This window comes from Pseudalkalibacillus sp. JSM 102089 (assembly GCF_041366475.1).
Lineage (GTDB): Bacteria > Bacillota > Bacilli > Bacillales > Guptibacillaceae > Guptibacillus > Guptibacillus hwajinpoensis_B.
Map to the genome: position 1 here is coordinate 604,683 of NZ_JBEWYW010000002.1, position 23,998 is coordinate 628,680.

Annotated in this window: 22 protein-coding genes; 7 read left to right on the forward strand and 15 right to left on the reverse strand. The window is 40.3% G+C overall.

Annotated elements, in window-relative coordinates:
* Positions 1-5: 5 nt before the first annotated feature.
* Positions 6-281 (forward strand): PTS sugar transporter subunit IIB, encoded by a 276-nt coding sequence (locus tag ABVF21_RS07665; RefSeq protein ID WP_160918338.1) that lies wholly within the window; start codon positions 6-8, stop codon positions 279-281.
* Positions 282-285: 4 nt separating this feature from the next.
* Positions 286-1,665, forward strand: coding sequence for a PTS ascorbate transporter subunit IIC (locus ABVF21_RS07670; RefSeq protein ID WP_303532696.1), 1,380 nt, complete (start codon positions 286-288; stop codon positions 1,663-1,665).
* A gap of 254 nt (positions 1,666-1,919) precedes the next feature.
* Here ABVF21_RS07670 and ABVF21_RS07675 read toward each other — a convergent pair whose 3' ends face one another.
* Positions 1,920-2,087 carry a hypothetical protein gene (locus tag ABVF21_RS07675; RefSeq protein WP_303532697.1) on the reverse strand — a complete coding sequence of 56 codons (168 nt, stop codon included), beginning with the start codon at positions 2,085-2,087 and terminating at the stop codon, positions 1,920-1,922.
* A gap of 198 nt (positions 2,088-2,285) precedes the next feature.
* On the reverse strand, positions 2,286-3,710 hold the full coding sequence (locus ABVF21_RS07680; protein ID WP_283153259.1) for an aldehyde dehydrogenase family protein: 1,425 nt from the start codon (positions 3,708-3,710) through the stop codon (positions 2,286-2,288).
* Positions 3,711-3,910: 200 nt separating this feature from the next.
* Between ABVF21_RS07680 and ABVF21_RS07685 the strand changes: the two genes are divergently transcribed.
* The gene (locus tag ABVF21_RS07685; RefSeq protein ID WP_303532700.1) at positions 3,911-4,633 is read left to right on the forward strand and encodes a 3-ketoacyl-ACP reductase; all 723 of its coding nucleotides are present in this window, start codon (positions 3,911-3,913) and stop codon (positions 4,631-4,633) included.
* A gap of 93 nt (positions 4,634-4,726) precedes the next feature.
* Here ABVF21_RS07685 and ABVF21_RS07690 read toward each other — a convergent pair whose 3' ends face one another.
* From ABVF21_RS07690 to ABVF21_RS07700, 3 genes are all read right to left on the reverse strand, one after another.
* The gene (locus tag ABVF21_RS07690) at positions 4,727-6,064 is read right to left on the reverse strand and encodes an SGNH/GDSL hydrolase family protein (protein ID WP_371017914.1); all 1,338 of its coding nucleotides are present in this window, start codon (positions 6,062-6,064) and stop codon (positions 4,727-4,729) included.
* A gap of 309 nt (positions 6,065-6,373) precedes the next feature.
* Positions 6,374-7,549: a GNAT family N-acetyltransferase gene (locus ABVF21_RS07695; protein WP_371017915.1), complete on the reverse strand. Its 1,176-nt coding sequence runs from the start codon at positions 7,547-7,549 to the stop codon at positions 6,374-6,376.
* A gap of 15 nt (positions 7,550-7,564) precedes the next feature.
* Positions 7,565-8,146 carry a hypothetical protein gene (locus tag ABVF21_RS07700; protein ID WP_371017916.1) on the reverse strand — a complete coding sequence of 194 codons (582 nt, stop codon included), beginning with the start codon at positions 8,144-8,146 and terminating at the stop codon, positions 7,565-7,567.
* A gap of 180 nt (positions 8,147-8,326) precedes the next feature.
* On the opposite strand from ABVF21_RS07700, the gene ABVF21_RS07705 reads away from it, so the two are divergent.
* Positions 8,327-8,611, forward strand: coding sequence for a spore morphogenesis/germination protein YwcE (locus tag ABVF21_RS07705; protein WP_303532705.1), 285 nt, complete (start codon positions 8,327-8,329; stop codon positions 8,609-8,611).
* A 93-nt stretch (positions 8,612-8,704) separates the two neighbouring features.
* Here ABVF21_RS07705 and qoxD read toward each other — a convergent pair whose 3' ends face one another.
* From qoxD to qoxA, 4 genes are read right to left on the reverse strand one after another with little or no spacing between them, the layout of a single operon-like run.
* Positions 8,705-9,031, reverse strand: coding sequence for a cytochrome aa3 quinol oxidase subunit IV (gene qoxD, locus ABVF21_RS07710; protein ID WP_371017917.1), 327 nt, complete (start codon positions 9,029-9,031; stop codon positions 8,705-8,707).
* Position 9,032: 1 nt separating this feature from the next.
* Positions 9,033-9,641 carry a cytochrome aa3 quinol oxidase subunit III gene (gene qoxC / locus ABVF21_RS07715; RefSeq protein ID WP_303532709.1) on the reverse strand — a complete coding sequence of 203 codons (609 nt, stop codon included), beginning with the start codon at positions 9,639-9,641 and terminating at the stop codon, positions 9,033-9,035.
* A 14-nt stretch (positions 9,642-9,655) separates the two neighbouring features.
* Positions 9,656-11,599 carry a cytochrome aa3 quinol oxidase subunit I gene (gene qoxB / locus ABVF21_RS07720; protein ID WP_303532711.1) on the reverse strand — a complete coding sequence of 648 codons (1,944 nt, stop codon included), beginning with the start codon at positions 11,597-11,599 and terminating at the stop codon, positions 9,656-9,658.
* Between the two features lie 17 nt (positions 11,600-11,616).
* A complete protein-coding gene (gene qoxA, locus ABVF21_RS07725; RefSeq protein WP_303532839.1) occupies positions 11,617-12,552 on the reverse strand; it encodes a cytochrome aa3 quinol oxidase subunit II in 936 nt (311 codons plus the stop codon).
* A 364-nt stretch (positions 12,553-12,916) separates the two neighbouring features.
* Here qoxA and ABVF21_RS07730 point away from each other — a divergent pair, with 364 nt between their 5' ends.
* Positions 12,917-13,135, forward strand: a complete 219-nt coding sequence (locus tag ABVF21_RS07730; protein ID WP_371017955.1) for a hypothetical protein — start codon at positions 12,917-12,919, stop codon at positions 13,133-13,135.
* A gap of 49 nt (positions 13,136-13,184) precedes the next feature.
* Here ABVF21_RS07730 and ABVF21_RS07735 read toward each other — a convergent pair whose 3' ends face one another.
* From ABVF21_RS07735 to ABVF21_RS07745, 3 genes are all read right to left on the reverse strand, one after another.
* The gene (locus ABVF21_RS07735) at positions 13,185-14,630 is read right to left on the reverse strand and encodes a glycoside hydrolase family 32 protein (RefSeq protein WP_371017918.1); all 1,446 of its coding nucleotides are present in this window, start codon (positions 14,628-14,630) and stop codon (positions 13,185-13,187) included.
* A 66-nt stretch (positions 14,631-14,696) separates the two neighbouring features.
* A complete protein-coding gene (locus tag ABVF21_RS07740) occupies positions 14,697-16,091 on the reverse strand; it encodes a sucrose-specific PTS transporter subunit IIBC (protein ID WP_303532715.1) in 1,395 nt (464 codons plus the stop codon).
* Between the two features lie 176 nt (positions 16,092-16,267).
* Entirely contained in the window at positions 16,268-17,257 is a 990-nt protein-coding gene (locus ABVF21_RS07745; protein WP_303532716.1) for a LacI family DNA-binding transcriptional regulator, read from the reverse strand.
* Positions 17,258-17,485: 228 nt separating this feature from the next.
* On the opposite strand from ABVF21_RS07745, the gene ABVF21_RS07750 reads away from it, so the two are divergent.
* A complete protein-coding gene (locus ABVF21_RS07750) occupies positions 17,486-18,883 on the forward strand; it encodes an MFS transporter (protein ID WP_303532717.1) in 1,398 nt (465 codons plus the stop codon).
* A 39-nt stretch (positions 18,884-18,922) separates the two neighbouring features.
* Here the strand turns inward: ABVF21_RS07750 and ABVF21_RS07755 are convergent, their stop codons facing one another.
* Together ABVF21_RS07755 and ABVF21_RS07760 are read right to left on the reverse strand one after the other, a co-directional pair.
* Entirely contained in the window at positions 18,923-20,254 is a 1,332-nt protein-coding gene (locus tag ABVF21_RS07755) for an NAD(P)/FAD-dependent oxidoreductase (RefSeq protein ID WP_371017919.1), read from the reverse strand.
* 88 nt (positions 20,255-20,342) lie between these two features.
* A complete protein-coding gene (locus ABVF21_RS07760) occupies positions 20,343-20,699 on the reverse strand; it encodes a hypothetical protein (protein ID WP_303532721.1) in 357 nt (118 codons plus the stop codon).
* Positions 20,700-20,931: 232 nt separating this feature from the next.
* Between ABVF21_RS07760 and ABVF21_RS07765 the strand changes: the two genes are divergently transcribed.
* Positions 20,932-22,008 carry a CotH kinase family protein gene (locus ABVF21_RS07765; RefSeq protein WP_303532722.1) on the forward strand — a complete coding sequence of 359 codons (1,077 nt, stop codon included), beginning with the start codon at positions 20,932-20,934 and terminating at the stop codon, positions 22,006-22,008.
* 82 nt (positions 22,009-22,090) lie between these two features.
* On the opposite strand, the gene ABVF21_RS07770 is transcribed toward ABVF21_RS07765, so the two are convergent.
* Positions 22,091-23,983 (reverse strand): cation:proton antiporter, encoded by a 1,893-nt coding sequence (locus tag ABVF21_RS07770; RefSeq protein WP_303532723.1) that lies wholly within the window; start codon positions 23,981-23,983, stop codon positions 22,091-22,093.
* Between the last annotated feature and the right edge of the window lie 15 nt (positions 23,984-23,998).

Below are 23,998 nucleotides of genomic sequence, written 5' to 3' on the forward strand. Positions count from 1 at the left end.
TAAAAATGAAAAAAATTCTTGTTGTATGTGGTAATGGACTAGGAAGCAGCTTTATCGTAGAAATGAACGTGAAAAGTATTCTAAACGAGCTTGGAATTGAAGCTGAGGTTGATCATACAGATCTTACAACTAGTAAATCTGAGAATGCTGATTACTTCTTAGGCTCAACAGAGATTGTTGAAAATCTAGAAGACGGCAAGCGAAATGTCATTAAGCTAAATAATTTAATGGATAAAAAGGAACTAAGGACGGCGATTGAAGCAAATTTGAAAGGGGCATAACATCATGGTCGATCTTATAATGAAAGATATTCTAGGAACACCGGCGATTCTTGTAGGGTTATTTGCTCTTATTGGTCTCCTTCTTCAAAAGAAAGATGTCGCAAATGTTATATCAGGTACATTAAAAACGATCATGGGATTTGTCATTCTGGGGGCAGGCGCTGGCGTGCTTGTCGCCTCCCTTGATAACTTTAGTAGTATGTTTGATCACGCTTTTGAAATTCAAGGAATCATTCCGAATAATGAAGCGATTGTAGCATTAGCGCAGGATGCGTTCGGCGCAGAAACAGCGATGATTATGCTTTTCGGAATGGTAGCAAACATTCTTCTAGCGCGCATTACCCCTTTTAAGTATATCTTCTTAACTGGTCATCACACCATGTTCATGGCATGTCTGATTGCTGTTATTCTTTCAACTGGTGGCTTTAGCGGTGTAACAATGATCGTCACTGGTTCAATTATTCTTGGTTCTCTGATGGTCCTCTTACCTGCCCTACTACAACCTTACACAAGAAAAATTACAGGTAGCGATGATTTCGCGATCGGCCACTTTGGCTCGTTCGGTTATCTAATCGCAGCTGCTGTCGGAAAAGCAGTTGGTAAAAACTCTAAATCTACTGAGGAAATTAAAGTACCGAAGTCTTTTAACTTCTTGCGAGACACATCTGTATCCGTTTCTCTTACGATGGCGATTCTCTTCTTCGTAGTCGCTCTTTTCACAGGGCCTGCATTCATCGAATCCGAGCTAAGCGGTGGAACAAACTTCTTAGTCTTCTCGTTTATGCAAGCGTTAACGTTTGCAGCTGGAGTGTACATCATTTTAGCGGGTGTAAGAATGCTCCTATCTGAGATTGTACCAGCTTTTAAAGGAATTGCTGATAAAATCGTACCAAATGCGATTCCAGCACTTGATGCCCCGTCTGTGTTCCCATTCGCAAACAACGCGGTAATCATCGGTTTCTTCTTTAGCTTTGTCGCTGGACTTCTCAGCATGTTCCTTCTACCGATCTTAGGCCTAAAAGTAATTGTTCCTGGGCTTGTCCCTCACTTCTTTACCGGAGCCGCAGCTGGCGTATTCGGTAATGCAACTGGCGGGCGTAAAGGAGCGGTATTTGGCTCTATGGCTAACGGGGTAATTATTAGCTTCTTGCCAGCTCTTCTTCTTCCAGTGCTTGGCTCATTAGGCTTTCAAGGAACAACATTCGGAGATTCAGATTTCGGCGTAGTCGGACTCCTTCTCGGAGGCTTGATTGAACTTCTATCTTCTAACATCCTATTCCTTGTGATCGTTGCTGCGATACTAATTGCTGTATTTGTAGGGACTAGCTTAATTAAACGTTCTTCAACGAAGAATAAATTAGAAGAAAAGCATGAAGCTATGTAGGTGATTGAAAGAGACCATCCCTGGTTATAGGGATGGTCTCTTTTATACTACGCCAAATACTTTTCCACAGTTACCATATAAACTAGCTGATCCAAGTCATTGGAAATACATTCTCGCTAACGTTGAAAAATCAATCATTGTAATATGCGCGCCAAAGATTAAACTCTTTCTAATGAACACATCTAACTCTTGGATTAATAAAAACTTAGCATCTTTATAGTCAATTCCATTTAAAAAGAATAGTTTACAGACTATCACATCTTTTCTCGATCAAGCTTATGATTAATTTCATGAAGCAAATAAAGCCCTCGAAGCAAACAACCTACGATAATCCCAAATCCAATGATGAGTCCGATTTCGTTCAATGGCAACAATATAAGTCCAACCACACTGCTCGCTACGATAAGAAAAAAGAGAAACATCTCGCACCTCCTAAATTCATACAAAACTAATCTATCATTTCTTACGTCAAACATGGGGTTATGAGCAAAATTAATAAGTATTTTTGTTTCTTTACAGACCTTAACCAGTGATTTCTGCTACTTTTATCTACAACCCAACAATAAAAAGAGCAGCTGCCATTATGGCAACTGCTCTCTTTCATAATTTATCAAATTCACTTAAGAAGGGAATCCTAGTACGGCTTTCGTTTCAAGGTACTCTTCAATCCCGAAATCTCCCCACTCGCGTCCGATACCGGATTGCTTGTAACCACCAAACGGTGCTGCAAAATCCATGTCTGCATTGTTCACTTTAATTCTTCCAGCACGGATGCTTGTTGCAACTTTGCGAAGCGTTTCTTTATCTTCACCAAAGACATAACCTGCCAGGCCATATACAACGTCATTTGCAATTTCGATCGCTTCATCAATTGTTTCATATGTGATGATCGACATAACTGGTCCAAAGATCTCTTCTTGCGCAATAACCATGTCATTCTTCACGTCTGTAAAGATAGTTGGTTGTGCGTAATAGCCCTTTTCAAGACCTTCTGGCTTACCAGTTCCACCTGCGATAAGTGTCGCGCCTTCGTCAATTCCTTTTTGAATATAAGACTGCACGGTATTCCACTGCTTTTCAGAAACGAGTGGTCCTACATAGTTATTTCCATTCGGATCGCCAACTGGGAATTCTGGAAGAACATTTTTTACCGCTTCTTCAAATTCTTCTTTTCTAGAAGCAGGAACAATCATTCTAGTCCCAGCGGAACATACTTGACCAGAGTTTGTTGCAATGTGGCTTACAGCAGCTTTAGCAGCTTTTGTAATGTCTGCATCTTCAAGCATGACAAATGGAGATTTCCCTCCAAGTTCAAGTGCAACTGTCTTGATTGTTTCTGCCGCGTTTTTCATTACTTTTTCACCAACGCCTGCTGATCCTGTAAACGAAACAAAATCGATATCAGGGTGTGAGCTAATGCCGTCACCGATCGTTTCGCCTGTACCGTTCACAAGGTTAAATACGCCTTTAGGTACGCCAACTTTATCAAAGATTTCTGTTAAGATAATTGCAGCAAATGGTGTGATTTCAGCTGGCTTTAAGACAACTGGACTACCTGCTGCAAATGCACTCGCAATCTTAGTAGACGATTGGTTTGTCGGGAAATTCCAAGGTGTAATAAGGCCACTTACACCAACTGCTTCTTTAAAGATCGTATGATCGCCACGATCTTCTGAGAAAGAATACTCTTTCAGTGCTTTCGCTGCTTCAGAGAAGTGTTGATAGCCCATGTTGTAATGAACTTTCTCTGAAATGGATCGAGGAGAACCAAGTTCTTGTGTAATCACGTCAATGATTTCTTCTTTACGGTTCGCGTATTCTGCCGCGATATCTTCGAGCATTTTCACACGTTCTTCTCGACTTGTTTGAGAGAAAGAAGGGAATGCCGCACGAGCTGCTTTAACTGCTTTATCCAAATCTTCTTTCGTTCCCAAACTAATCTTGCCGATGACTTCTTCTGTCGCTGGATTGATTACGTCATGTGTTTCTGAACCTGTAGATTCAACCCATTCGCCGTTAATGTAATGTTTTAATTGGTTACGCATGATGTAAAAACTCCTTTTTATGTTTAATCGATTTATATCATTTAGCTTATCTTTGCTTCCACAGTAACTGTAACCGATAAGGACTATAGTTAAACATACGAATGCTTTTATGAAGTTTAGTAAGCGATTGCTTATTTTTGAATTCTGGGTATGCTAGCTTTAGACTATTAGATAGAGACGTGAAGAAAGGATGATCAATAATGGGACAATCCATTAAAGGTAAAATCGCTTATATTACTGGGGCAAGTAGCGGTATCGGACGTGCGACGGCTCTTCAGCTTGCAAGTGAAGGGGTTCATATTGGCTTGATTGCCAGAACAGAAAGCAAGCTAAAAGAAGTCGCTGTGGAAGCAGAATCTTACGGTGTTAAAGCCGTTGTTGCGCCTGCTAACATTGCAGAGATTGATGAAGTTAATAAAGCCATTGATCACTTAAAAAACGACCTCGGCTCGGCAGATATTCTGATCAATAATGCTGGTATGGGGCGATATGGCTCATTCTTAGAAATGGCGCCCGATGACTGGAAAGAAACTCTCGAAGTAAATGTTTACGGGACGTATCATGTAACGCGGGCTGTACTTCCACAAATGATCGATAAAGATAGCGGTGATATTATCACAATCTCGTCAAGTAGCGGTCTAAAAGGCACAGCTGGCTCAACATCTTATAGTGCTTCTAAGTTTGCCATCCAGGGCATGACCGAAGCTCTCATGCAAGAAGTTCGCAGAAATAATATTCGCGTCTTCACACTAAACCCAAGCCTTGTTGCTACCGAACTCGTCTTCGGCGACAAGCTCGACGAACAGGATAAGGAAAAGTATATGCAACCTGAAGATCTCGCTGAATATATGGTTGGCCAGTTGAAATTGCACCCTCGCATTTTCATCAAGCAGTCATTGCAGTGGGCGACAAATCCGTTTTAAATCATAAACAAACAAACCAGGGGGCTCATTTGCAATGAGCCCCCTGGTTTGTTTAAAACGCTTTCCTACATAATAATTAAATGTTGCCCTCCCTCATTCAAATATCGATAGATCAACCGTATCTGCCATCTTCTCGTATCCTTCATCATTTGGGTGCAAATGATCTCCAGAATCGTACTTCGGGAGATATTTCGCAGGATCGTCAGGATCTCTCAATGCTTTATCAAAATCAATTACATCATCGAAGGCTCCACTTGTCCGGATCCAGTCGTTAACTTCCTGACGTGTTTTCTCCCCTTCTTCTGTATACATATCGGAATTCTTATATGGTGTTAACGTTCCTCCATAAATATCGAGACCCTTTTCATGAGTTGCTTTAATAATCGCTTTCATACGATCAATGATTTTCTCTGAATCATATTCAGGATAATGTCTTAAATCATTTATACCTTCGTGTAATAGAACCGCTTTTATTCCTTCCTGACTTAAAACATCTCGATCTAATCTAGCTAATGCGTTCTCCCCTTTTCCTTCTTCACTATTAATTAAATGATTCGCAGATACCCCTGCATTCAAGACAGACATATTCACATGAGCTTCTTCTTCATTCATTCGATTGGCAAGATAGTCTGGCCATCTGTTATTCGCATTCATAGTTGAATAATTGCCATTCGCTATTGAACTCCCTATTATGACGAGTGCACCATCTACTGAATGATTTGGAACCACCTCTAATCTATCTAACCAGAACCAGGCTTCTTCTTTTGAAGTGTATGATGTTCCTTCCACATCCCCAGCATGATTTCCTTCCTCAGACATGTACACCGTTTGGTTTGAACGCTGATGCCATGTTGTAGGTCCAGTCTCACCATCTACTGATAAACTGACAGCAAGATTCTGATCCGCGCTAATAGGGAATTCAATCGAATCGCTATACTGCTTTTCACCTGGAGGAATTGTAACGGATTTCTCTCCGTTAAACGTGATAACTTGATCTGTCTCGCTGTCTACGCTCGCACCTTCTTTTGAGACAGCAACCCTTACTTCTTTCATAGATAAAGGTAATGAACCAAATTCATTAGACAGTCGAATACGCATTTGATCTCCATCCATATGGGGACGAAGTATTAACCGGATTGTTTGATCCTTAAAACCTTCATGCGAGTTTCCATCCTGAGCAGGCGCCTGCATGCTTGCTGTCCAAGATCCGACCCACTCACTCTCTTCTGATGCACTATTATTTGATGAAGGCCATCCTTTAGCACTTACCAAACTGATTGATCCAATGAGTGCAATGATGATAAAGCCAATTCCTATTCGCGACATTGTTTTCTCGCCTCTCATGTTGTTTTCTATTGCACTTGTGACTTCCAAAGCGCTTCTGATAAAAAAGCCTTCGCATACTTCCAATAATCTCAGTTGGTCGACCATTCTTTGTTTCCTATTCTTAATTAAGAAGCATACCCTTATTCCTATAGAATGAAGCCGTTTGAGCTTTAACGTAAATAACTTGCAAACAAACTGATATATAGATTACGAACAGTTAAAACGGAAAGAAGCTGATAAGATTCGCACAATATCAATTTAAAAATCCGGTCCATAGGAAGATGAACAAAAAAATCGCCACTTTCATCATTTGAAAGAGGCGATTTTTTAATGAAAAACGATTCAATAAAACAAAAGCGATTATTAATTCATTTACCTTAACAATTGAGAAAGCAGCTGGCCAAGGTGAACTTATTAGAAGAAATCCATAAAATTCGATTCTCTGTTCGGTATTACTTTTTGCAGAATGGCTACTTCCTTCTCTGGCCCTTGCAGTAAACCTGCTTCATAAAGCAATTCCGCCTTCTGATAGCCAGTTAGAAGGGCTGTCAACGTATTAATATTACATCGTAGTCCACGTTTAGGTGGATGCATACAAGAAGCATTTTCTTTATCTCCCTTGTACACATTAACTCCCTCAGCGCTAATATGATAGCTCCTATTATTCCATTGTGCATGTGCATCTGTAATATGTAGAAAGAATGATTCATTCTTATCTAACTTGAATGGATACTGTTTTAGAAAGTTCTCTACATCTACGATTCGTGCCATGAAATAGGCTTCAACTATTGTTTTCACTTTAGGGTTGTTCAGCAAGAAAGGGAGTGGATCGGCTACATTCGTCAGCAGTGTTCCATCATCAATCATAGAATCATGCTGACAGATATAATTCCAAAGCCCTCGTCTCGCCTCACCATCCAAACAAACCAATTCCTCTACCTCAATCGAACGATCTTTTACTTGGTAGTACACATACCCTGTTAATCTGCCTTCTTCGTTTCGATATCCCGCAAACTGAAATCCTTCTGAATATACCCGTTCCCGCCACCAGCTTTCCGTTCGAACAAGCATGCCATTAAATCGATTAGAAAATTCTTCATATACTGGATTAAGCGTTTCGTAAACGTGTTCTAGTACAATTCGTCGAACTTTACCATTTACACTTGGTAACAGTTTGAAATCTTCCTTCTTTAAATTTAACTTTTTCCAGTCATTCAGAACTTCAAAACCAAACTTACGGTAAAAGGGAATTTGAAAAGGATGGAGAAAAGAGATAGTTTGTCCTCTATTCTTCATTTCCGATAGGGCGTTTTGTAGTAAACGTGCTACTCTCCCACCTCTTCTATGCTCAGGGTATGTTGCAACCGACGCAATACCGCCCATAGCGAACTTTTTCCCAGCAATCCATGTTTCTAAATCAATTAAATGAAGCTTAGCGGCAAGCTCGTCGCCTTCAAAATCTCCCCATATTTCATGTTGACTATAGCCCCTAATTTTTTCTTCTAAATCTTTATCAGGAACTTTATATTGAAAAGCATATTCTGAAAGTCGTACGGCATCAATTACTTCGCTTTTTTCTAATCTTCGCATGTTAAGCCTCCTAATTTAACGTTTTCCTTTTATTACAATCATGAGTGGACCAACAATCGGTAGAAGACCATGTATTCCTGACACACGGTCGCGTTCACGTAAAGCCAGAATAGAGAGTCCTGTTAAAACTAGAAAATCGATCGTCATCACATGAACAAAATTCGATTCTAGAAAAGCTTTGTGATAAATAGAAGCATCTCCAGCCACTAGTCCGTAAATCATTAAACCAAGAGCTATCATAATAAGGACAAGGGAAAGACCACGAGATTGAAGTAATATCCTCAACTTATCTGGCGTTCGATTGGGGGCATCCTTCTTCTTATTTAAAATAAAATATGGCATTAAACTAAATGCCCCAGTTACAAATGAACCAAGTACAAATGGCCATGCTGGTATTGAACCTCGGTCGCTCCGTAACAGCAATACAGCAAAAACAGCAGGAAATACTCCGAGTAGAGAAAACATGGCAAGCAAACTGGGATCGGGTTGATTCATCGTTAATAATTCAGAAAGATAAGGACCATTTCCTTCTGGCGCTAGAAAAACTGAATACAATATAAACCCAAGCCATAGGATAAGTAAGATGAATCTCTTCATCATGCACCTTCTTTCCACTTTATCTTTCTAAATCATAAAGTTATCCTGAAAAAATCTCAAATATGTGTAGAATTTTCGAACAATTGTGGTATACTAATTGTAACAAAACATTCACAAATTATTCTTTATTTCGACATAAGTTTAGTTTGTAAGCGGTATCATAAAAAGGAGTTGTTAACTATGGATGTCTATATGGTCTATCTTTTCGTTATCACGGCTACACCGTTGTTTCTGTGGCAGGATTATAAGAAGCTTGCTTTCTTACACACACCGTTTATTGTGGCAATCTGGGCGCTACTTATTTTCTACATTGGTGGCGGTATGACTCCAGTAGCACATACACTCTTTATTACTCTTTTCGCAATTAATGTTCTTTTCGCTCATTTAGCGGCTTATCTCATCTTTGCTCGCCCATTCCTTAAGGAACGGTCACTTGCAAAGAAAATGCCACAAATTGAAGAATAAGAATACTATAGGGTCACTAAAGGATCACCTTTCCCTATCAAAAACTTCAAACAAAAAGCTGTTCACCTCTTAAGGTGAACAGCTTTTTTTGAATCACATATTCATATTGTGCATACCGAATGACATAACCCAGATTGTACCTGCAACGACTGCAACTGCAATGAAAACTGCGTAAAGAATCGTTCCGATCTGAATTCGGCTACTATCACTCTCAGTAATGTGCATAAACATTAAGAGCTGAATCGCTGCCTGAATCAATGCCAGGATGACAACAATAATCATAATCGTTCTAAAACTAAAGTCTGAAGCGAATCCGACCCATAAAGCAAGTAGTGTTAAAACGATCGATAGACCGAAACCAACAACGTGGCTCCATGGGAAATGGCTATGACTATTTGTCTGCTCGTTGTTTGAGGCCATCTTACATCACCATCCCATACAAGTAGACTGCTGTGAAGATAAAGATCCACACAACGTCAAGGAAGTGCCAGTATAAACTTGAAATAAAGACCTTCCTTGTTGTGTCAGGTGTTAATCCGCGCTGTTTTAACTGAATCAAGATAAGAATGATCCACGCAATACCCATAGTAACGTGGGCACCGTGCGTTCCGACTAATACGAAAAAGGCAGACCAGTATGCACTCGTTGTTAGTGCAGCACCTTCATGAATGTAATGAACAAATTCATAGATTTCAAATCCTAGGAATCCTAAACCTAATGCGAGTGTAATACCTAACCAGAGAAACAATCCTTTAAGAGAGTGATTTCTCATATAGTGAATAGCAAGTCCGCATGTGAAACTACTTGTTAGTAGCAAAAATGTTTCAATTAACACACCACTAATTTCAAAAAGCTCTTCTGGTCCTGGACCGCCAGCTGTACGACCAACTAATACTAGATAAGTGGCAAACAGTGTTGAGAACAAAGCGATTTCGGCACCGAGGAAAATCCAGAAGCCTAGAATATTCAGTCGGCCAGTTTCCGACTGATATTCTAAAGGCGTGTTAGGAGAATATTCGACTGATTCCATGCTTCACGCCTCCTTTATAAAGTAGTTTTTTTCTCATCTTCTTCTATTTCTTCTACGCTAACGTAGAAACCTTTATCATAATCAAATGAACGAATCACCATTGTTGCAAGGACACCAATTAGTCCAAGAATAGACATCCAATTCCAAGAGAATACCATACCAAATCCTGCAATAAAGAAGAATACACTCATCACAATCGGCACGCCTGAGTAACTAGGCATATGAATTGGTTTATAAGGTTTCTTCTCAGGTGTTTTTCCTTGTTTCTTCTCTTCTTTCATAATCCAGAATGCATCATGTCCTTTCGCTTCAGGAAGATGAGCGAAGTTATAATGCGGTACTGGAGCTGGTGTTGACCATTCAAGTGTTCTAGCATCCCAAGGGTCACCAGTTGTTTCACGTGGAGAGTAACGGAAGCTATAGTAGATGTTATAAACAAGAATCAAGAATCCGATTCCCATTAGCATACCACCGAACGTAGCAAGTACGTTTAAGCTCATCCATCCGTCTCCAATTCCATATGTGTAAATACGACGAGGCATTCCTGCAAGACCTAGGAAATACATCGGGAAGAAACATAGGTTAAATCCTGCAACGAAAATCCAGAAACTCCATTTACCAAGACGCTCGTTCAAACGGTGATTGAACATTTTTGGATACCAGAAGTATAGACCTGCGAAACAAGCATACACAGTACCCGAGATGAGCACGTAGTGGAAGTGAGCAACTAGGAAGTACGTATTGTGGTACTGATAGTCAGCAGCTGCCATCGCTAGCATAACACCTGTTACCCCACCGATAACGAAGTTCGGGATAAAGGCAAGCGACCAAAGCATCGCTGTCGTAAATCGTATTCGCCCTTTGTACAGAGTGAAAAGCCAGTTAAAGATCTTCACACCTGTCGGAACAGCGATTAACATCGTTGTGATGGAGAAGAATGAGTTAACTGCTCCACCTGCTCCCATCGTAAAGAAGTGGTGAACCCATACTAGGAAGCTTAGTCCGGCAATAACGACCATGGAATAAACCATTGCTTTATAACCGAAAAGTGTCTTACGTGCAAATGTACTAATAATTTCTGAGAACATACCAAACGCTGGAAGAATAACAATGTACACTTCAGGGTGACCCCAAATCCAGAAGAGGTTTGCCCAAAGCATTGGCATACCGCCATCCATCATTGTAAAGAAGTGACTTCCAAACAGACGATCAAACGTCATAAGTGCAAGTGCCACGGTGAGAACCGGGAATGCAAAGATGATGATAACCATCGTAATTAATGAAGACCATGTAAACATAGGCATTTGCATAAGCTTCATAGATGGTACTCTCATTTTCAAAATCGTAACGAGGAAGTTAATACCCGTTAATAATGTACCGATACCTGCAATTTGTAAGCCGAGTAAGTAATAGTTCTGCCCTACTCCTGGGCTTAGTTCAAGACCAGCTAATGGAACATAACTTGTCCAACCAGCAGATGGAGATCCACCAATAACAAATGAAATGTTAAATAGCATAGCCCCCATGAAGAAAGTCCAGAAACTTACTGCGTTTAAAAACGGATAAGCAACGTCCCGTGCACCAATTTGCAATGGTACAACAACGTTTATTAAACCAATTAAGAACGGCATAGCCATGAAAATAATCATGATTGTTCCGTGCGTTGTAAATATTTCATTATAGTGGTTCGCATCCAAAAAGCTTGAATCTGGAACCGTTAATTGCGCCCTCATGAGCATGGCATCTACACCACCGCGGAAAAGCATAAGAACTGCTGCGATGATATACATGATACCGAGTTTTTTATGGTCAACAGTGGTTAGCCACTCCGTCCATAGCCATTTCCATTTTTTGAAATACGTTAAGGCGAAGATTGCGCCAATCAATGTTAGTGCAATTGATACATCCGCCCCATAGATCAGCGGATCCCCGGTGACAAAAAATTCATCCAATTTCATGGTGTCTTCCTCCTCTCTTAATGCGAGTGCTCCTCGGAATCTTTTTCAGAGTCTTCATGGTTCATTTCTGAATGATCCATTTCTGAGGACTCATCTTCATCAGTTGATTCGCCATTACGGACCTTTGTTGCGTATTCAGCGTCCATTCCATGATCAACCCACTGAAGGTGAGTTTCTGAGAATGTCTGCTCTTCTGTATGACCTTTAAGCATCAACTCATTGTATTTCTCTTGAGTAAGTTCAGGTGCGTCTTGCGCCTCTTCTACCCACTCTTCGTAATCTTCTTGAGATTCAGCTGTTACAGTAAATACCTGCTCAGTAAATCCTTCACCAGTGAAGTTGGCATTACGTCCGCGATACTCACCAATTTCATCAGCTTGCAAATAAAGTTCAGTCATCATGCCAGACATTGTGTATTCCTGCCCACCAAGTGACGGAATCCAAAATGATCCCATTGAATCTGCCGATGCTAATTTAAATAGAATTGGGTGATCTTCAGGGATATGAAGATAGTTCACCGTTTCAATATTTTCTTCTGGATAGCTAAACACCCATTTCCAATCGACTGACGTCGCATGAATTACAATTGGATCTTTATGAGACGTCGCTTCCGGTGCCTCTTCTAGTGCAAAAATCGTTTGTACAGTCGGCACTGCAAGGACAATAAGAATAATTACCGGAATTACAGTCCAAACAATTTCAAGGAATACATTCCCCTCGATATGTGGAGGTTCGTATTCAGGACCACTCTTACGCTCACGATATTTAACAAGGATGAGTGTAAATAGCACGAACACGACCAAAACAATAAACAGCATAAAGCCAATAGAGAAAAGAATTAAATTCGCTTGTTGTTCTGCTACAGGTCCTTTTGGATCAAGAACGGTTAAGTTACTACAGCCACTCAATACCATCACTGCAAGAAACATACTGAGCGCAAAAAATGATTTCATTCGCTTCACCGCCAGGCCACCTTCCTTTCTTCCTATATATTAGTTAAGTAGATTTTAAACAAAAAATGACAGAAACAACTGTTACCATTGGCTATTGTAGCAGGTTCCTTTCATAAATGTGACAGGTGTCACAAGATGTCAAAAGTTGCTCATGTATTTATCACTTTTTTGTCACATCTCATACATATTTTGTTCAAATTTGTGGAATGATTTAACTTTAATGGATATAACAGCGCTTGCTTTATTTGTCTCTTTTTTTCTTTAGACGCGGTCGTTGTCTATTCAATAGACTAATTGATAAAGTATGACTGTATTTTGAAATGAGGTTATCATGAACTGACAATTAACTGACAAACTAGCACTTATTACAGGGTCAACTTCCGGAATAGGTAAAGGAATTGCGGAAGTACTATTAAAAAAAGGTGCAGAAGTTATTATTAACGGACCAACATCGTTAATTCAACGTTTTGCACGAGTCGAAGAAGTGGCAAACACAGTAGCCTTTCTCGCGTCACCATTATCATCAGCGATAAATGGATCAGCTCAGCGTGTAGAGGACGGAATTATTCGCTCCGTTTATTAGTACTACCCAATATGAAACCCCCCTCTGACTTGGTCAGAGGGGGGTTCGGCTATTTTGCTTCAAGTAGCCACTTTGTCGCTTGCACATCTACATAGCCGTTACTTTTAAAGGTAAGACTTACATCATGTTCATCAGGGAAAAACCTTGATGTGAACACTTCCTCACCATCATTTACAAACACTTCAATCGAGGATGAATCGACATAGAATCGAAGGTTATATACTTCATCAACGGAGCAGCTTCGCGACTCATCCTTTCCATCAACAAAACTCTTTCGTTTAAACGTTAATATTCCTTTATCCGCATCATAAATCATTTCGGCATTGTTTCGGAAGTTAACAGCAAACGAGTTTTCCACTTTCTGCACATGAAGAAGTAATTCATATGTGGTTCCGTGAAACTCCTCCCATTCCTTTTCTTCATTAGAAAGCGTGATTTCTTTTTTCATTTCATTCTGTCGCATGGCTTCTAATTCCTTCACAGGACGTTGGATAAGTTTATCCCCTTCGTAAGAAAGCTCTCGTGGGATGGTTAGCATGTGTATCCAATTGTGTTCGATTGTTGGGTGATACTCTTCTCCTTGCTCAGGCACACCCATCCAACCAATCATCAGCCTTCTTCCGTTCTCATCAAGTGTCGTTTGTGGTGCATAAAATTCAAAACCTCGATCAAGCTCTGTAAATGATCCGTGATTCATCTTTCCACTCACATAATTTATTTCTCCAGAAAGGTACCCGGTTTGATAGACATTTTGGTACAAGTATCCTGTAGGCTTTAGCCCTTGTGGGGAAAAGAGAAGAATATCCTTCCCATCTAATTCAAATAAGTCAGGGCATTCCCACATGAATCCTAAATCGCCAATCGGTTCTTCCCCAGAAGCTGTAACGTCCCCTTTCAACGTCCAGTCCTTTAAATTGGTTGATTCAAACAAGGCGACTCGCCCTTCCTCATTTAGGTTCTGCGTACCAACCACCATGTACCATTTATCTAAATGCTGCCACACTTTTGGATCTCGAAAATGAGGAGTATATCCTTCAGGCAAGTTTAATACTACGCCCTTTTTATCAAAGTGAATTCCATCTTCTGATTCAGCCAGACACTGATAGGTTTCACGTTGTCCCTGCTCATCTTTTACATTCCCAGTATAGAAAAGCATCAATTTATCTTCAGAGACGACCGCACTTCCCGAATAACAGCCATTCTTGTCGTACCAGTCCCCAGGGGCTAATGCAATTGGGGCAAGCTCCCAGTTAATGAGGTCTGTAGACGTATAATGTCCCCAGAATTTAGCGCCATGATCCGTTTTAAAAGGCATCCATTGAAAGAAAACGTGATAAACGCCCTTCCATTGTATAAAACCATTTGGATCATTTAATAACCCTGCAGGTGGCATTAAGTGAAATGCTGAGCGGCGGTAGTCACTTTCAACTGTTTCACGTTGTGCCTCTATTTCTTTCATTGCAAGATCTTTTAGCTGCTCGTTTCGATCCGTCATAAAAATCACCTAGTTCATTGAAATTTTGAAAAAGGGGATCCGCTTTATTGAGGATCCCCTTCACTATTATTTATCTAGCATACCGTCTTTGTAGCCAAATGCCCATGTAAGACCAAAGGCAACCCCAATCGAAATAATGTTAACAAGTAGATACAAGACAATCTGACTATTCAAGAATAGTAATGTACCTGGGATAACAGTAACTGCAAGGCCCGTCGCTTTTAACTTAAAGAGTGATGCGAGGAATCCGCCGACTGCACCACCGATTAATCCCATGATAAATGGCTTCATATACCGGAGATTGACACCAAAGATAGCCGGCTCTGTAATTCCAAGAAAAGCAGATAAAGAAGATGGAAGGGCTAATGCTTTCAATTTCTTAGACTTTGTTTTCAGGCCAACAGCAAGTGCTGCCCCACCCTGAGCTGCGATTGCTGCAGAAATAATTGGGTTAAATGGATTGTAACCAAGGTTTTCAAACAACTGAATTTCAAGGAAGTTGAAAATGTGATGAACACCTGTAATAACAATAATTTGATGGAAGAATCCAATGATTAAACCACTTAGACCAAATGGAAGATCAAGAATATAAATCGTACCATCCATGATGTACTCTTCTACCGTATGGAAAATAGGGCCGATCGCAAATAGCGACAAAGTAATCATAATTAACAATACTAGGAACGGAGTTAAAATAAGATCTAGTGCTTCTGGTACTATTTTACGAATTCGTTTTTCTAACTTTGCTCCGAGTAAACCTGCAACAAAAGCGGGAATAACCGAACCTTGATAGCCTACTACTGGAATAAACCCTAGAAACTTAAGTGGCTCTGCATTTCCTGCCGCTACTTCCCATGCGTTCGGAAGAGCAGGCGTAACAAGCATCAATCCGAGTACGAGACCGATCGTCGGATTTCCTCCAAACACTCGGAAGGTTGACCATGCTACAAGCGCTGGTAGGAAGATAAACGCTGTATCCGTTAGAACTTGTGTAAATAGAATAAAGTTATCTGAGATATCCCCTGGTGTTAAACCGAATAGAGCAAGTATCTCTTCTTGAAGCACAAGACCGCGTAGTCCCATAAATAAGCCTGTTGCTACAAGCGCTGGAATGATTGGAACGAACACATCACCAAATGAGCGGATTGCACGTTGGAACGCATTTCCTTGCTTCGATGATTCTTCTTTAATTTCAGACTTAGTAGAACCAGTTGCTCCTAGCGCTGTCACCTCATCATAAATTCGGTTAACAGTCCCAGTTCCAAAAATAACCTGATATTGTCCAGAATTATAGAAGGCACCTTTTACTTTCTCTACCCCTTCTACTCTTTCTTGATCAATTTTTTCTTTGTCGTGTACCATAATTCTTAGTCTTGTAGCACAATGGGCAACAGATTGAATATTCTCCTGTCCACCTATAGCATCAATGACTTCCTGAGCAATCTCACGGTTTGTAGCCATAACATTAACTCCCTTCACATTATATGTTGCGCATGGTATCGATTCCACATTCGGCAAAATAAGAGCGTTTTCATTTCCTCGCTCTTATTAGTCTATCGTTAAGTAATTACATAATAAGTAATATGTGAACGATTCCATATTGGTTAAAAAGAAATTGACATCGCTTTCACTAGTTACTATACACTATCCCTTTCAATAAGTCTATAGTTAAGTTTAAGCTTTTTCTTTTCCAAAACTTTCCCTGATAGCTGCTCTAAAATAAGCTGAGCCGTTTTCTGTCCAGCATCTTCATTAAAATAGTCCACAGTTGATAATGCTGGCGTCACGTGGCGGGATAAGTCAGAAGCACCGATACCGAATAATGCCATATCTTCTGGAATGCGAATCCCCTGCTCTTTCAACAAGCCAAGCGCTCCAATCGCCATGCGATCCGTTACGGCAAAAATAGCGGTTGGTTTTAATTCGGATTGCTTCACTAATTGTTTGGCAGCTTCATATCCGGACTCAAATGTAAAGTTCCCATATTGAATCCAACCTTTTTCCACTGTTATACCGTGCTTTTTCATTGCATCAAGGTAACCCTGTTTCCTTACGATCCCAACAGCATGGTCTGTTTCTGGTACACCAATAAAACCAATGTGGCGGTGACCTTTTTCTATAAGTGACTCTGTCACACTATATGAAGAATGATAGTCATCGTATACGACAGACATGACGCCATTTAATTCCTGTCCAATTGCAACAAAAGGAATAGAAGCATCTGAAATGGTATCAAGTAATTCTTGGTTCCGATTTGTGGCAAGCAAAATAATACCGTCCACCTGACGACTTTTTAATAGCTTTATATTTTGTATTTCTTTCTCAGGCTGTAATTGGGTATTGGTTAGAAGAATCTGATAACCATTGGCCGCAAGCTCATTCTCGATCCCATTAACAACACGACTGGCTGTTTCAGTACTGATTCTTGGCAGGATAACGCCTATAACGCCCGAACGCTTCGTACGCATTGTTTTCGCATGTGCACTCGGAATATATCCCATCTCTTCCACTGCTTCAACAACGCGCTGCCTTGCTTCATGACTAACATAACCATTGTCATTCAGCACTCGCGAGACTGTTGTTCGTGAAACACCTGCTCGTTTTGCTACATCCTTAATTGTTGGCATAACCGTTCCTCCATCATGACAGTCTTTCCTTCATTCATCATAATCGATCTCACTGCTGTTGTCTATAACTGGAAATATGTGTAGGGGGGACCGATTTTGTAAGTCTCCTCAGTTTACTTCTAATGTAATGCCCTCTATGATGTAGAAGAGTGTGTGTTATTTCGTGATACTAAATAAATAGCGTTAATAGATACTCCAAAAAATAACTTTATTTAAAGGAGGGCTGCTATGACAGACCACTATGAACATGAAAATTTAGATGCATCAGCGCGGAAAAAGCTAATTATTCTTGTATGTACGATTCTAGCTTTTGCCGTTATGAATGGAACAATGTTCAACGTTGCCATTCCCGATATTGCTGCATCTTTTAATCTCAGTCCATCAGAAGTAAGCTGGGTGTTAACTGGATATATTCTTGTATTTGCCATTGGCTCTCTTATGTACGGTAAGCTAGCTGATATCTATCCAATCAAAACTCTTTTTACTATAGGGATTAGTATTTTTGCTACAGGGGCCTTTATTGGTTTTCTTTCTCCCAACTATCCTACTCTTCTAGCAGCACGAATACTTCAAGCAATTGGTGGAGCAACAATTCCAGCGCTTGCCTTTATTGTTCCAATTCGGTTTCTCCCTAAAGAAAAAGGAAGAGTGTTTGGATTGATCTCTTCCACTGTTGCCTTTGCTTCAGGTGTCGGTCCTATAATCGGTGGTGTTGTAGGAGGTACGCTGAATTGGCGCTTCCTTTTCCTTTTCTCTGTTGCGACTGTATTTGCCATTCCGCTCTTTAGAAAATGGCTACCGAATGAAGAAAAGCGTTCAGGGTCCATTGATTTACCAGGTGCTGCGCTTATGGCCGTATCGGTAGCATCACTGTTGTTCTATATTACAACGTTCCTTTGGTATTTACTCGTCCTCTTTACCGTCTTTTTCATTCTATTCTTATGGCGAACGTTTACGATTACACACCCATTTATCGATCCCGTTATATTGAAAAATACTAAATACACGATCACTGTGTTAACTAGTTTCCTTGGAACTTCCGCGCTCTTCGGATTGATATTCGTCATCCCGATTATGTTGCGAGAGCTTAACGGGCTATCAACCTTAAATATCGGTCTTGTCTTATTTCCCGGGGCAATGGCTGCTGGGTTAATCGGCCAAATCGGTGGTAGAATCATCGAACAACGTGGTGCCATACTTGTTGTAAAAATAGCGCTTCTTCTGATCGCAAGTGGAACATTTTTCATCTCAACGTTTTCAGGTTATCACGCATGGGTTATTGCTCCGTGTCTATTAATAGCTTACCTTGGGTTTCCACTCATCCAGAGTTCAACAGCTGATCTTCTGTCTTCTATTCTACCTGATAACCAAAATGGTGTAGGTATGGGGGTTTTCAATTTATTGAACTTCCTTGCTGGTGCTTTTAGTTCAGCTATTTTCGGAAGGCTTCTTGAAATGAAAAACGTTACGTTTACGATGAATCCACTTTCACGATCAGGAAGTAATCTCATTTTTAGTAACTTGTACCTTGGGTTAACCTGTATTGCTCTGCTCGCATTTGCCATCTTTACGTTGAAATTTCTATCAAAACGTGAAAAAGCACTATCCGAATCATCTGTGTCTTAATAAGCAATCAAAAGATCGGCCATAGAGCCGATCTTTTTCTTACATCAAATTTGCAACATATAAACCGCTTGCTGCTGCCTGTGATAGAGAATGCGTTTCACCAGAGCAATCTCCGATCAAAAAGAGACCTTCTACTTCTGCTTCAAAATGATCATTTGTCTGGATCTTTGCTTCATAAAACTTTCCATCCATACCATATAGTAATGTCTCTCCATCAATTGGCTCACCGATCAGCTTTTCGAGGCGATCAAGAAACTCCTGAAGTGCACGAAGATAGATGTTCGGCACTTCGTCTATTAAGTTCCCAGCTTCTCCATCAAGAGAAGGAACAATTGAATTCGAACTTAGAATTGTCGAAGTTGTAGCTTCTTGTTTTTTTAAATCCCGCAGACGCTGGACAACAATTCGCTCCCCACCTCTATTAATCCCTCCAATAATTTGCTGTGCAGTGTTATCCGCTTCCTCTTTCGAAGAATAAAAAGAAGGAACAAATAAAGTGAAGTTCAAATTGTTTCCTTGCGCATTCTCTTCTCTTTTATTCTGTCCATCCGGCATAACAAGCCCGTGTTGATATTTCCTTATAATTCGCCCATTTGGGTTCATACAGTACGTCGTTCCTTCAAATCCCTCTCGTTGAATATGAAGCTTCGTTTCAAACGTATCCTTCAAGATGGATGTGAGCTGATCACCTCGCATTTCTACTCGAATACCTAAATCAAGACGAGCAGGCCCAGGCACTAGACCTAACTGTTCACATTGGGCATACGTCCACTCACTTCCGCTATTACCTGTCGAGATAACAACATTTTTTGTTTTCACGTTTCCTGTTGAGGTAGTTACCTCAAAGCATTCCGCTTTTTCAATCGAGTAAACATCCGTTTCAAATCTTAAATCAATTCTTTCTAACAAATACTCATACAAATTTTGAAACACTTCAAAAGATAGGTTTGTGCCAAGGTGTCTAACTGAAGTCGTGAACACATCTAACCCTACGTTTTTAGCTTTCTCCTCTAACTCCAAACTATATGTATGATAAAGCTCAGCCTTGTCACCGCCAAAAGAACAAAGAATGTGGTCGACTTCCCACATCAATTTTTCCGACTGAGCAATACCTATTTTTCTACCGAGACTACCACCAAAATCATTCGTATAATTAAATTTACCTTCTGATTTACCTAGCCCTGCAAACCCTATGTATTGGTCACAACCGTTACAAGAACATTCTTGTTGTGAACGAGCTCTACAATTTCGGTCGGAAAGCTTCTTTCCTTTATCGATTAACATGATTTTATATTCCGGATGTAGCTCCGTTAACTGATACGCCATAAAAATACCACTAACTCCAGCTCCAATGATCGTGACATCGTACATGGCACTACCTCCAATCGTTTTATTTAAAAGCATATCACATCAAAAGGACTGATCTCTAAAAAATCAGTCCTTTAAATGAAAGCGAATATTATCTAACGACGTCCTCTTGAACGTCTGCCACTTGAACGTCTTCCTGAGCTACGTCTGCAGCTTGAACGCCTACCTGAGCGTCGACTGCGACGGTTACTACGTCTCCCTGTCGAAAAAAGTCCAGAGCGCACGCCGCACGAGCGTTTGCCTGAGCTACGTCTGCCGCTTGAGCGCCTACCTGAACGTCTTCCTGAGCTACGACGTCCTGAACGTGAACGCTTCCCTGAGCTACGTTTTCCACTTGAGCGACGACTACGACAACCGCTCGAACCTTTACCTGAACGACGACCAGATTTCTTCCCTGGCTTACGCTTGCCACCTCTAGCTTCGATCGGGTTTTGAATAAGAAACTCATCAAGTCCTGCTTCCTGAGCTTGTTGTAATAGCACCTCTACATTCATTGAAATATTCTTCAACACTGTTTGCTCCCTTCCCTTATCTTCTGCTTTAGCATTACTATATGATATGAAGAAATGAAGAGCTTGTTCAGTTCCTACGGAAAATTCCACTCTCTCCCATTTAAGTGGCATGATCTCATATAACCTCATATCTTGTTATGAGTAGGAAAAGGATAAAGGAAGTGACGTATGAGCATTCCACACTATCATTTATCGATCGATAAAAATGGTATGAAAAAGCTAAAAAAAGATAAATGGAGCGATCAACTTGTACCAGCTGTTTTACAAGTAGACCAAACGAATTATGAGGTGAAAACAACTTATCGTGGCGCCCACACGCGAAAATTCAAAAAAAAATCGTATATGGTTGAGTTTAATGACACGAACTTATTTCATCACCAAAAAACACTCCACTTAAATGCCGAATTCAATGATTATTCATTATTAAGAAGTAAGCTTTCTTTCAATTTATTTCATAAATTGAATGTACTAACTCCTAATGCTGAGCACATTATGCTCACACACAATAACCTCTTCTCAAGCATCTATTTAAAACTGGATTCGATTGATGAATTTTATCTTAACAATCATAACCTACCAGATGGGCCCATTTATTATGCTCAAAATGATGACGCCAATTTTTCACTCCTTCGACCTGATGATTACAAACCGAAGAAATCATTGCTTGATGGATATATGAGAAAATACGGATTAGAATCAGACGATCATTCAGTTGAAATTCTTCTATATAAAATCAACACTTTAACACAAGAAGAGTTTATAAATGAAATAAACAATTTAATAGACGTTGAAAAATATTTAAGCTGGCTATGTGGCGTAGTGTGCACACAAAATTTTGATGCTTTCATTCAAAACTACGCCCTTTATCAAAACAGGGAAACCAATCGGTTTGAAGTTATTCCATGGGATTATGACGCTACGTGGGGGCGAGATATTAACGGAAGAATGATGGAACATGACTATATCCCCATCGGTGGCTACAATACGCTTACAGCGAGACTACTAGCCTGTCCTACTTTTAGGACTCGATACCGATTAAAGCTTGAGCAAACAATAGAAACATTCTTTACCACCAAAGAACTTGAAAAAGAGATCAATGAACTTCACAAAATTTTGAGACCTTATGCCATTAACGATACTTTCCTAAAAAATAAACTAAGCTACTTTGATTCCGAACCTGACTTTATACTTCAATATATCCAAGACCGAGTGAATTTTATAAAGGAAGAATTGACTGATTTTTAAAAGAATTTTTGGCCGGTGCCTGTCACTCGAATGAGCCTAAACACTAAATGAAAATAACCAAAAAGCCCCCAAACGGGGGCTTTTACTCATTTTCTTCCTTCTGTTTCTTTTGTTCTTTATCTTTTTCTAGTTTCTCATCGGATCGCTGCTTCTCAAGCTTTTCTCTAATCCGATTAAATTCTTTACTAGGTGGCATCAAACTAACAATAACATCACCTGCTTCAGCTCTCGTTTGAGAGTCATGGGCGAAGAACTCCAAACTTCCAGATGGCTTTTTCACAAAGAGCATGATCGTTTCATCGTCTCTTTCTTCAAGGTATTGATCATAAGCATATTGCTGAGTGATGTTTGTTTTACGGAAAACATACCCACTTTCTACCTTACGATTCAGGCTTTCCCATGTAGCTCCTTCTTTAAAGGCTACACGTCCACCGATCGTGTGAACAAGCTCCTCAAGGTCATCTCCTCGATCGTTACGTAAGCTTAACTGGAAGAGGTTATTACGACCAATCTCCGGAACGAATGTCGTACAAACGAGCGCATTGTAAGAATCGAGCTCCGTAGCTGCAAGCATATACTCGTAAGGGGTGAGATCAAGGCGATACTCCGTTTGCTCAGAAAGTATTTCTCCTCTATAAAAAGGTACTCCTGCTTTTCTCGTTGTAAGCAGCCTTTGCCATGATGAGTCTGTAATTAATACAGGGATTTTAAGTTCTTTCAGCGTTTTGGATAACGCCGTAGAGAACGTACTACCTCCAACAATCAGAACACCGGGCTGACCATCACTCGCTAGTCCAAGCTTCTCAGCAGTCCAACGAATAGAAAAGCCGTGAACCACTACAGTAGCGAATACTAATGCAAACGTAAGTGACATTAATATTTTTGCATCCTCAAATCCTGCATCAAGTAAAACACTAGCAAAGTAGCTCGCTACAGTTAATGCCACAATCCCTCGTGGCGCAATCCAGCCAACAAGCGTTTTTTCTTGCCATGATAAATCTGTTCCAATGGTTGATAACCAAATGGATAGTGGTCTTACTACAAATAACATCAGAATTACGAAGACCAGAATTTGCCAATGGAAAATTTCAAGCAAAGTGTCAACTGATAAAGAAGCTGTTAGCATGATGAAAATCGTCGAGATCAATAGCACTGAAATATTTTCTTTAAAATGCCTCATATCATCAATCGAAGAGATATGCATATTGGCAAGAGTAATACCCATTGCCGTAACAGCAAGCAGTCCAGTTTCATGCGTAATTTCATCAGCCACTGCGAAACAAAGAATCACCACTGCGAACACGACTGGAGATTTCAAGAATTCAGGTACATAACCTTTCTCGAACATCCAACCTACTCCGCGACCACATAAGAAGCCAAATAATGTCGCAAAAAGGGATCCTAAGAAAAAGACAAGAAGGACGGTTGCCGTTGCTTCTTCTACTTTTAAGAATTTAATAATTTCAAATGCAAACACAGCGAGAAGAGCTCCAAGTGGATCAACGATAATTCCTTCCCACTTTAATATTTTCGCGGGTCTTGGTTTTAGTTTGGCTTGTCTCAATAACGGCAAAATGACAGTAGGGCCAGTGACAATAAATAATCCACCAATAACAAATGCTACGCCCCAAGATAGGCCTGCAACATAGTGGGCTGATAACGAACCAAGAAGCCACGCTAGAAAAGCTCCTATCGTTACAATTCTTCCGACCGGTCTTCCAAGCCCTTTAATCTCACGAAAATCAAGATTTAGACTTCCTTCAAATAAAATAATAGCAACTGCAATAGATACAAACGGGTCAAATAAGTCACCAAATACATCTTCTGGATGAAGTAATCCAAAGAGCGGACCGACAAGCAATCCAATGATTGACATAACGACAATGGCAGGGAAGTGAAAACGCCAGGCAACCCACTGTGAAAAGATGCCAAGGGCACCTACAAGCATAATATTAAATAAAATCGAATCGACCATGGATAGCCTCCTTAT

Coding starts and splice junctions, on each gene's coding strand:
- qoxA (WP_303532839.1), bottom strand. CDS start 12,552: ATGAAATCATTTTTTGCGCTCAGTATGTTTCTTGCAGTGATGGTATTG.
- qoxB (WP_303532711.1), bottom strand. CDS start 11,599: ATGAAATTGGATGAATTTTTTGTCACCGGGGATCCGCTGATCTATGGG.
- ABVF21_RS07750 (WP_303532717.1), top strand. CDS start 17,486: ATGACAGACCACTATGAACATGAAAATTTAGATGCATCAGCGCGGAAA.
- ABVF21_RS07740 (WP_303532715.1), bottom strand. CDS start 16,091: ATGGCTACAAACCGTGAGATTGCTCAGGAAGTCATTGATGCTATAGGT.
- ABVF21_RS07695 (WP_371017915.1), bottom strand. CDS start 7,549: ATGCGAAGATTAGAAAAAAGCGAAGTAATTGATGCCGTACGACTTTCA.
- ABVF21_RS07735 (WP_371017918.1), bottom strand. CDS start 14,630: ATGACGGATCGAAACGAGCAGCTAAAAGATCTTGCAATGAAAGAAATA.
- qoxC (WP_303532709.1), bottom strand. CDS start 9,641: ATGGAATCAGTCGAATATTCTCCTAACACGCCTTTAGAATATCAGTCG.
- qoxD (WP_371017917.1), bottom strand. CDS start 9,031: ATGGCCTCAAACAACGAGCAGACAAATAGTCATAGCCATTTCCCATGG.
- ABVF21_RS07765 (WP_303532722.1), top strand. CDS start 20,932: ATGAGCATTCCACACTATCATTTATCGATCGATAAAAATGGTATGAAA.
- ABVF21_RS07705 (WP_303532705.1), top strand. CDS start 8,327: ATGGATGTCTATATGGTCTATCTTTTCGTTATCACGGCTACACCGTTG.
- ABVF21_RS07690 (WP_371017914.1), bottom strand. CDS start 6,064: ATGGTCGACCAACTGAGATTATTGGAAGTATGCGAAGGCTTTTTTATC.
- ABVF21_RS07665 (WP_160918338.1), top strand. CDS start 6: ATGAAAAAAATTCTTGTTGTATGTGGTAATGGACTAGGAAGCAGCTTT.
- ABVF21_RS07760 (WP_303532721.1), bottom strand. CDS start 20,699: ATGAGTTTCTTATTCAAAACCCGATCGAAGCTAGAGGTGGCAAGCGTA.
- ABVF21_RS07670 (WP_303532696.1), top strand. CDS start 286: ATGGTCGATCTTATAATGAAAGATATTCTAGGAACACCGGCGATTCTT.
- ABVF21_RS07675 (WP_303532697.1), bottom strand. CDS start 2,087: ATGTTTCTCTTTTTTCTTATCGTAGCGAGCAGTGTGGTTGGACTTATA.
- ABVF21_RS07755 (WP_371017919.1), bottom strand. CDS start 20,254: ATGTACGATGTCACGATCATTGGAGCTGGAGTTAGTGGTATTTTTATG.
- ABVF21_RS07685 (WP_303532700.1), top strand. CDS start 3,911: ATGGGACAATCCATTAAAGGTAAAATCGCTTATATTACTGGGGCAAGT.
- ABVF21_RS07700 (WP_371017916.1), bottom strand. CDS start 8,146: ATGAAGAGATTCATCTTACTTATCCTATGGCTTGGGTTTATATTGTAT.
- ABVF21_RS07770 (WP_303532723.1), bottom strand. CDS start 23,983: ATGGTCGATTCGATTTTATTTAATATTATGCTTGTAGGTGCCCTTGGC.
- ABVF21_RS07680 (WP_283153259.1), bottom strand. CDS start 3,710: ATGCGTAACCAATTAAAACATTACATTAACGGCGAATGGGTTGAATCT.
- ABVF21_RS07745 (WP_303532716.1), bottom strand. CDS start 17,257: ATGCCAACAATTAAGGATGTAGCAAAACGAGCAGGTGTTTCACGAACA.